Genomic DNA, 8,548 nt, shown 5'->3' on the forward strand with positions numbered 1-8,548 from the left:
TCAGTACGCCTTGCCGAGGTCCGACTCCGCGTTGTCCTTGGTGTAGGCGCTGTCCTCGATGACGATGTCCTGGTCGACCTTGCCGCCCTTGGTGAAGGTGTCCAGGGTCTTGAAGGCGAGCGGCCCGAAGCGCGGGTTGGACTCCACGACGCCGTCGATCCAGCCGTCGACGATGCCGCGCACGGCGTTCCTGGTGCCGTCAATGGTGACGATCTTGATGTCACCGGCCTTCTTGCCCGCGCCCTTGAGGGCACCGACCGCGCCGAGGCCCATCTCGTCGTTCTCCGCGTAGATCCCGTCGATGCCCGGCTTGGACTGGATCAACTGCTCGGTGACCTGCTGGCCCTTCTCGCGGGCGAACTCTCCGGTCTGCTTGAAGACGACCTTCAGGTCCGGGGCCTTCTCCTTGATCCGCTCCTCGAAGCCCTTGGTGCGGTCGGTGGTGACGTTGTTCCCGGCGGCACCGAGCAGGATCGCCACCTCGCCCTTGCCGCCCGTCGCCGCGATCATGCGGTCGGCGGCGCGGCGGCCCTGTTCGACGAAGTCCGAGCCGATGAAGGACACATAGTCCTTGCAGGGTGCCGCGTTGATCTCGCGGTCGATGGTGACGATCGGGATGTGCTTGGCCTTGGCCTGGCGCAGGACCGGCTCCCAGCCGTCGGAGTTGAGCGGGGCGATGACGAGCAGGTCGGCGCCCTTGGCGATGAGGTCCTGGACGTCGCTGATCTGCTTGGAGAACTGCGACTGGGCGTTGGCGGTGAGGAGTCTGACGCCGCGTCTGTCCGCCTCGGCCTTGATGGAGGCGGTCTCGGCGATCCGGAACGGGTTGGCTTCCTTCTCCGACTGCGAGAAGCCGACGGTCGCGGACTTCAGATCGAGCTTCTCGGCGCCGTAGTCGCCGATCACACAGGTCTTGCGGTCGCCCGCGCCGGGCGAGGAGACGACCTGGCCCGCGTCGCCCTCGGCCGCGGACTTGTCGCCGGAGCCGGAGTCGCCGTCCTCCGACTTGGCGCATCCCGATGCGGTCAGGGCGAGCGTGGCGGCGAGGCCGACGGCGAGCAGGGTGCCGGGCGCGGTGCGGCCCGAGGTACGGCGGAGAAAAGTGTTCGGCTTCATGGGAGTCCCCAAACGGCACGGCCCCGGCGCACACTGAGAGCGCTCACGGGAGATACGGGTTTGCGGTCAACTCAGCGGTACGGGGAGCTTTTTACATCGTTGAAAGGAGGCTGTAAACCCTCCGCGCACGCCGGTCGGGCCCGCCGCCCCCGTCCTGCCCCGCCCCCGAAGCCGTGCCGCCCCCGCCTCGCCGCGCCCGCACCGGTCACCGCCGCCCGAGCGTGCTCTCCCGCTCCACCAGCCGGAACTCGGCGGTGAGCGTGCGCCCGCCGACCTCGCCATCGCCCTGAAGGCGGCGGAGCAGCGAGGACACCGCGAGCCGCGCGATGGCCTGCTTGTCGGGCGCGATGGTGGTCAAGGTGACGGCGCCGAACTGCCCCTCCGCGATGTCGTCGAAGCCGACCACCGCCACGTCCCACGGCACTCTGAGGCCCCGCTCGTGCAGCACCCGCATCGCACCGATCGCGACCAGGTCGTTGTACGCGAACACCGCGTCAGGGCGCACCCCGGAGTCCAGCATCCGCGCCATCGCCTGCGCGCCGTCGTCGCGGTTCCAGCCGCCGACCGGGCCGACCAGGGACTCGGGCGCCGGGACACCGGCCTCGGTGAGCTCCGCCCGCCAGCCCTGAAGACGCAGGTGGGCGGGGCGGTTCGCGGAGTCCGTGCGGGCGCCGAGATAGGCGATGGTGCGCCGGCCGCGGCCGATGAGATGGCGCACCGCGACCCGGGCCGCGGCGACGTTGTCGATCGCGATGTGGTCGTAGGGCAGGTCGTACTCGCGCTCGCCCAGCAGCACGAGGGGCACATCGTCATTGTGGGGCTCGCTGCCGTTGCCCCCCGCCCCGTCGCGGCCCCGCAGGTCCTCGGCCTCCAGCTCGAGCGGGCTGAGGATCAGACCGTCGATGACGTGCGCCCGGAATCCCTGGCTGACCAGGAGCTCCTGCTCGCGCTCACCGCGGGTGTGGTCGAGCAGGACGGTGAAGTCGTGTTCGGCGGCGGCGTCGATGACGGCGCCCGCGAGTTCCGCGAAGTACGGGTTCTGCAGCTCGGGCACGGCCAGGGCGATGATCCCGGTGCGGCCCTTGCGCAGATGACGCGCGGTCAGGTTGGGGCGGTATCCCAGCTCGTCGATGGCCTGCTGCACACGGGCCCGCATCGCCGGGGTGACGTGCTGATACTTGTTCACCACGTTCGAGACGGTCTTGATCGAGACGCCCGCCCGTTCCGCGACATCCTTGAGGCTCACCCGCACGTGCCACTCCTCGCGTCGATGTGCGCCCCGGATGGCCGGGGCGTCCGGCGGCGGTCGCCGCGGACCCTGGACAGCACGCCGGAGCCGTGCTGTCATGCCAACTGCCGTTCCTTCCAACGTTGTACAGACTCGTTGTACCGACTGGAGCGACGAGCCGCCACCCTTCCTCGGCAAGGAGGATCCGTGCGCCTTAGACGATCCGGAAAACTCCGGCACCACCTGGCTTTGCTGCTCACCGCGGCCCTGATGTCCTCGGGGCTCGCCGCCGCGTCCACCGCGACGGCAGCAGGAGACGGCAGCGCCGCCGCCTCGGCCGCGAAGGCCCCCGAACCCCATGGCCTCAAGGGCGAGTACTACAGCCAGTCCGCCCCGGGCGCCTTCGACTTCCACCAGCTCAAGGCCATCGGCTTCGACCGGAACATCGACTTCGACAACCTCGAACCGCGCCTCGGATACGCCACCGGCAAGTCCGACGACGCCACCGTCCGCTGGACCGGGAAGATCGTCCCGGAGAAGTCCGGCGCCCACACCTTCTCCATGATCGGCGACAACGGTTTCCGGCTCTGGATCGACGGCAGGACGGCCATCGACCACTGGGTGGACGACTGGGACCGCGAACAGCAGTCCGCGCCGGTGGAGTTGACCGCGGGCAAGGCCTACGACATCAAGGTCGAGTACTTCGAGCACTTCGGCGGCTCCAACCTCCATCTGCGCTGGACCGAGCCCGGCGGGGCCAAGGAGGCGATCCCGCAGTCCGCCTTCCGCCTCCCCGACGGCTTCGACTACGACGGGGCGACCGCCGCCACCGTCCAGCGCGACGGCCGCTTTCTGAAGCTGGAGTTCGGCCAGGAGCTCGCCGCCCCTCCGGCCGGCCTCACCGACCACCTCGAAGCGGTCATCGGCGGCGCGAAGTGGCCGCTGGACAAGGCCAGGCTCGACCCGGCGGACCCGCGCGCCCTCCTCGTCGGCCTCAAGCAGCCCGTCGTCGGCAACAAGACCGGTACCGCCCGCGGCACCGCCGAACTGCGCTACGACGGCAAGGGCGGCCTCAAGGGCACCGACGGCGACCAGGTCGACGCGTTCTGGAGCAGCGGCTCCAACAAGTCGACGTACGAACTGCGCTCCAAGTGGGCGGACGAGGTCGGCCCGGACAACGCGCTGCCGGAGTACCCGCGCCCGCAGCTCAAGCGCGCCGACTGGCGCAATCTGAACGGCAGTTGGCAGTTCGCCGCGGCCGCGGCGGGGGAGCAGCCGCCGGTCGGCAAGAAGCTCAAGGAGAAGATTCTCGTCCCGTACCCGGTGGAGTCCGAGCTCTCCGGCGTCCAGCGGCACGAGGACCGCATGTGGTACCGCCGCACCTTCACCGTACCGGCAGGCTGGAAGGTCGGGGACAAGCGCGACGACCAGCGCCTGAAGCTGAACTTCGGTGCCGTGGACTGGCACGCGAAGGTGTACGTCAACGGCGCCGAGGTCGCCGACCACAAGGGCGGTTACGACAAGTTCAGCGCCGACGTCACCGACGCCCTCAAACCCGGCAGGACCCAGGAGCTGATCGTCGGCGTGTACGACCCGACCGACTCCCCGAACGGCGAGAACCCGCCGGTCGGCAAGCAGCGCCTGGACCCCTCGGGCATCTGGTACACGCCCTCGTCCGGCATCTGGCAGACGGTGTGGATGGAGCCGGTGGCCCGCGACCACGCCGAGTCCCTGAAGATCACCCCCGATGTGCGCGGCAAGCAGGTCACCGTCGAGGCCAGGGGCGTCCGCGCGGGCGTGCCGGTGCGGGCCGTGGCGTACGAGGGCGGGAAGCGGGTCGCGGTGGCGAGCGGCCGTAGCGGCAAGCCGCTGAGGCTCACCCTCAGGAAGCCGCACCTGTGGTCTCCCGACGACCCGTTCCTGTACGACCTGCGCGTCACCGTCGGCCAGGACAAGTGGGGCAAGCGCGGTGACAGCGTGCGCAGCTACTTCGGTATGCGCTCGCTGTCCGTCGAGAAGATCGACGGCACCCCGCGCACGGTCCTCAACGGCAAGCCCACCTTCCTGATGGCCACGCTCGACCAGGGCTTCTGGCCGGACGGCCTGCACACCGCGCCGACCGACGAGGCCCTCGCGTACGACCTGAAGATGCACAAGGAGATGGGCTTCAACTCGGTCCGCAAGCACATCAAGGTCGAACCCGACCGGTGGTTCCACTGGGCGGACAAGCTGGGCCTGATGGTGTGGCAGGACATGCCGTCCATGCGCTCGGACCGCAATCCGTCCACCGCCGCCCGCGCCCAGTACGAGCACGAGATGAAACAGATGATCGACGAGCACGCGAGCAGCCCGTCCGTCGTCATGTGGGTCACGTTCAACGAGGGCTGGGGCCAGTACGACCACGCCCGCATCGCCGATCAGGCCAAGGCCTGGGACCCGACGCGCCTGATCAACGGCATGTCCGGGCTCAACCTGGGGGCCGACGGCGGCAAGGGCGACATCATGGACGAGCACGGCTACCCGAGCCCGGCCATCCCGCCGAAGCCGGACGGGCGACGGGCCCTGGTCAACGGCGAGTACGGCGGCCTCGGGCTCGCGGTGCCGGGCCATGCCTGGTCGGTGCAGCAGAGCTACGTCGACGTCGACGCCGCCAAGTACACCGAGGAGTACCTCACCAAGCTCCGCGAGGTGCACGCCCTCGCCTGCAAGGGCGGCAACGGTGCCGTCTACACCCAGATCTCCGACGTGGAAGGGGAGCTGAACGGTCTGCTCACCTATGACCGCAAGGTCGTCAAGCCCGATGTGCCGCGCCTTCGCGCCGCGCACGAGGCCCTGATCAGGGACGCCTCACAGGCACCTGTGCGGGGCTGCGACTGACTGACCGGCACGCTCCGGTCCACCTCCGAGGGGGGGGGTGGGCCGGGGCGTGCCGCCGTGCCCGCGGCCCGGTGCGGATCACCGCGGCGCCGTCCCCCGGCCGACGCGGCGTCACCCGGGGTTGACTGAGCGTAGCCGGATCGTGGGCCCTCGGCGTCTTCGACGGCGCCGGGGACGACCGTTCGGGTTTGGTGCCGGGCGCCCGCTCTACGTAAAGTTCCGCTTTTGGAGCTTCCGCGGTCACATCAGACGAGCCGCGGTACGAGTGCGGTGAGGAACGACAGCGCGATGACGGTGACAGAGGACAGCCCGCGGCAGAGCGCCTCGCCGGCTTCGAGCGGGGCTCCGTCGGGGGCTTCGGCGGACACTCCCACGGGGGCTTCGGCGGACACTCCCACGGGGGCTTTGTCGGAGACTCTCGCGCACGGCCCCGGCATCGACCCCGAGCGGCTCGCCGTCTGCCTCGCCGTGCTCGCGGAGCTCGACGAGCTCGACGTCGACCACCCGGACGCGATCACCGTGCGCCGCGCCACCGCGGGCATCTACCGGACGGTGAAGCAGCGCCGCCGCCAGGAGCGCCGCGCCGCCAAGACCGCCCACGACAAGGCCGTCACCGAAGCCACCGCCACCGGCTCCGCGCAGCGCATCGACGACGAGACGGAAGGCATCCTGCCCTCGTCGCCGACGGAGAAGGGGGAGATCGCGGGGATACTCCAGCGCCCCCGCTCCTGCTACACCTGCAAGACGCGGTACGTCGAGGTCGACTACTTCTACCACCAGCTCTGCCAGGACTGCGCCGCCGAGAACCGCGCCAAGCGCGACGTCCGCGCCGACCTCAGCGGCAAGCGCGCCCTCCTCACCGGCGGCCGCGCCAAGATCGGCATGTACATCGCGCTGCGGCTCCTTCGCGACGGCGCGCACACGACCATCACCACCCGCTTCCCCAAGGACGCCGTCCGCCGCTTCAAGGCCATGGACGACTCGGCGGACTGGCTGCACCGCCTGGAGGTCGTCGGCATCGACCTGCGCGACCCCGCGCAGGTGGTCGGCCTCGCCGAGCAGGTCGCCGAGCAGGGCCCGCTGGACATCCTGATCAACAACGCGACGCAGACCGTGCGCCGCCTGCCCTCCGCCTACGCCGCGCTCGTCGAGGGCGAGAGCGCCCCGCTGCCCGCCGGGGAACTGCCCGCCCACCATGTGATCGGCGCCTTCAACTCCGGCGCGGTCGGTGATCTCGGCGGACCCGCCGCGCTGCCCGTAGGCGTCAGCGGGCTCGACGCGCAGCAGGTCGCCGATCTCGCCCTGGTCGCGGGCAACGCCAGTGTCGAACGGCACCGCGACGGCAGCGCCATCGACGCGGGCGGTCTGGTGCCGGACGTTGTGGACAGCAACACCTGGGTGCAGACCATCGAGCAGATCTCGCCGGTGGAGCTGCTCGAAACCCAGCTCTGCAACTACACGGCGCCGTTCATCCTGATCAGCCATCTGCGGCCGCTGATGGCCGAGGCCGCGAAGAAGGCGGAGAGCGGGCGCGCCTACGTCGTCAACGTCTCGGCCATGGAAGGCGTCTTCGGCCGCGGCTACAAGGGTGCGGGACACCCCAACACCAACGCCGCGAAGGCCGCGATGAACATGGTGACGCGGACCAGCGCCCAGGAGATGTTCCAGACCGACGGCATCCTGATGACCTCGGTCGACACCGGCTGGATCACCGACGAGCGCCCGCACTTCGACAAGCTGCGCCTCGCCGACGAGGGCTTCCACGCGCCGCTCGACCTGGTCGACGGCGCGGCCCGCGTCTACGACCCGATCGTGCGCGGCGAGGTGGGCGAGGATCTGTACGGCGTGTTCCTGAAGGATTACAAGCCCGGCAAATGGTGACGATTCCATAGCAGAGATGTCCGGATTCCTCCTCTTGAGTGAGCGCCATCGAGCGCAACCGCGCTCATTTGGTTAACCTGGTGCGAACGGACGGCCACAGGGCGCACACCGGCGCCCTCCCCGCCGTCCCGGGACAGGCTGCGACCCACGGCCGCGATCCCGCCCCGACACGGCGCCACCGCGACCGCGAAGACAGTGCGGCAGTGCTGCCGCACTGGCAGGTTCTTCCGTTACGCGACACAGAGGAGTGCGCGGTGACACCAGATCCGACCAAGCAGGAGAAGCGACCGGCCGATCGTGGCGGCGAGCGGGGCGGGCGGCCCCACAAGCTCCGCAACCTGGAGGCGTGGGCCAAGGCGGCACCCATCAGGCTCGCCGGGTACGAGGACGACCTCGCCGAGCCGCACATCCTCCCCGGCGTCGACTGACCCTGCACGTACGCCCCTGCGCCCCCGTCGCTTCCGCGGCGGGGGCGCGGTGCTTTTCCCGTACTGCTCCCGTACTGCTCCCGTACTGGCCCAGTGGTGTGGCCCGGGGCGGGGCTACTTTCCCAAAGAAAGTCTGCAAAAATACTTTTGCAGAGTGCGCGGGTCGTCCTACGCTCCCGCCATGACCGACGAAGGATGGCGCCTGCGGGTGCTCGACCCCGAGCGTGAGCCCGCCGCGATCAAGGCCCTCACGCACCCACTGCGGATCAGTCTGCTCGGCCTGCTGCGCAGGGACGGTCCCGCCACCGCGAGCGAACTCGCGGCGAAGACGGGTGAGTCGTCCGCTGCCACCAGCTATCACCTGCGGGTCCTCGCGAAGTACGCGTTCGTCGCCGAGGCGGAGAACCGGGACGCACGGGAGCGGCGCTGGCGTGCGGTGCACGAGGTGACCACCTGGGACCACGCGGCGATGGAGGCGTCCCCGGTAGGCAGGGACTTCGCCGCGACCATGGCCCGGCGGCAGGTCGAGCAGTTGGCGGCGTCGCTCGCGCAGCACGAGACGGACATGGCATCCGGACAACTGGGACCGCAGTGGCTCAGGCACTCCGGCATCACCGACCTGCTGCCACGCCTGACCCCCGAATCGCTCGGGGAGCTCCAGCAGACGTTCGAGGAGAAGCTGGCGGAGCTCAGGGCACGCGACGCGGGGGACGCCCGCGCCGAGCAGGTCATGGTGCTCCTGGCGACACTGCCGGTCGCGGACCGTACGGGGGCGGGCGGTTCGGAGACCGCCGGGGGAGCGGGGGCGGTGGGGTTGCCGGGGGCGGCGGGTGACGCCGACGGTGGCCCTGACGGCAGTCAGGGCGGTGGGTCCGACGGGGGGTCGGCCGGTGGGTCCGGCGGCAGCCTTGGCGGTGGTCCTGGCGGCGGCCTTGGCGGTGGACCTGGTGGCGGACCTGGCGGTGGTCCTGGCGGCAGGCCGGACGGCGGTCCTGAGGGCGGCCCGGGCGATGGGTCC

7 protein-coding genes are annotated in these 8,548 nt (G+C 70.4%); 4 read left to right on the plus strand and 3 right to left on the minus strand.

Going from position 1 to position 8,548, the window contains the following annotated elements; translation table 11 throughout:
- Together IG78_RS0136170 and IG78_RS0136175 are read right to left on the minus strand one after the other, a co-directional pair.
- The gene (locus tag IG78_RS0136170) at positions 1 to 1,116 is read right to left on the minus strand and encodes an ABC transporter substrate-binding protein (protein WP_030572203.1); all 1,116 of its coding nucleotides are present in this window, start codon (positions 1,114 to 1,116) and stop codon (positions 1 to 3) included.
- Positions 1,117 to 1,321: 205 nt separating this feature from the next.
- Positions 1,322 to 2,368 (minus strand): LacI family DNA-binding transcriptional regulator, encoded by a 1,047-nt coding sequence (locus IG78_RS0136175; protein WP_030572205.1) that lies wholly within the window; start codon positions 2,366 to 2,368, stop codon positions 1,322 to 1,324.
- A gap of 183 nt (positions 2,369 to 2,551) precedes the next feature.
- On the opposite strand from IG78_RS0136175, the gene IG78_RS0136180 reads away from it, so the two are divergent.
- Complete coding sequence (locus tag IG78_RS0136180; RefSeq protein WP_030572208.1) at positions 2,552 to 5,221, plus strand: glycoside hydrolase family 2; 2,670 nt, start codon at positions 2,552 to 2,554, stop codon at positions 5,219 to 5,221.
- Between the two features lie 245 nt (positions 5,222 to 5,466).
- Here IG78_RS0136180 and IG78_RS49725 read toward each other — a convergent pair whose 3' ends face one another.
- A complete protein-coding gene (locus tag IG78_RS49725; RefSeq protein WP_157855993.1) occupies positions 5,467 to 5,619 on the minus strand; it encodes a hypothetical protein in 153 nt (50 codons plus the stop codon).
- 7 nt (positions 5,620 to 5,626) lie between these two features.
- Here IG78_RS49725 and IG78_RS0136190 point away from each other — a divergent pair, with 7 nt between their 5' ends.
- The 3 genes from IG78_RS0136190 to IG78_RS0136200 all read left to right on the plus strand — a co-directional run.
- Entirely contained in the window at positions 5,627 to 7,102 is a 1,476-nt protein-coding gene (locus tag IG78_RS0136190) for an SDR family NAD(P)-dependent oxidoreductase (RefSeq protein ID WP_030572211.1), read from the plus strand.
- 254 nt (positions 7,103 to 7,356) lie between these two features.
- On the plus strand, positions 7,357 to 7,530 hold the full coding sequence (locus IG78_RS50350) for a hypothetical protein (RefSeq protein WP_169749740.1): 174 nt from the start codon (positions 7,357 to 7,359) through the stop codon (positions 7,528 to 7,530).
- A 181-nt stretch (positions 7,531 to 7,711) separates the two neighbouring features.
- Positions 7,712 to 8,548: helix-turn-helix domain-containing protein (locus tag IG78_RS0136200; RefSeq protein ID WP_078968727.1), on the plus strand; the 837-nt coding region annotated here is incomplete at its 3' end.

Origin of the sequence: Streptomyces aureocirculatus (assembly GCF_000720475.1) — a bacterium.
Taxonomy (GTDB): Bacteria; Actinomycetota; Actinomycetes; order Streptomycetales; family Streptomycetaceae; genus Streptomyces; species Streptomyces aureocirculatus.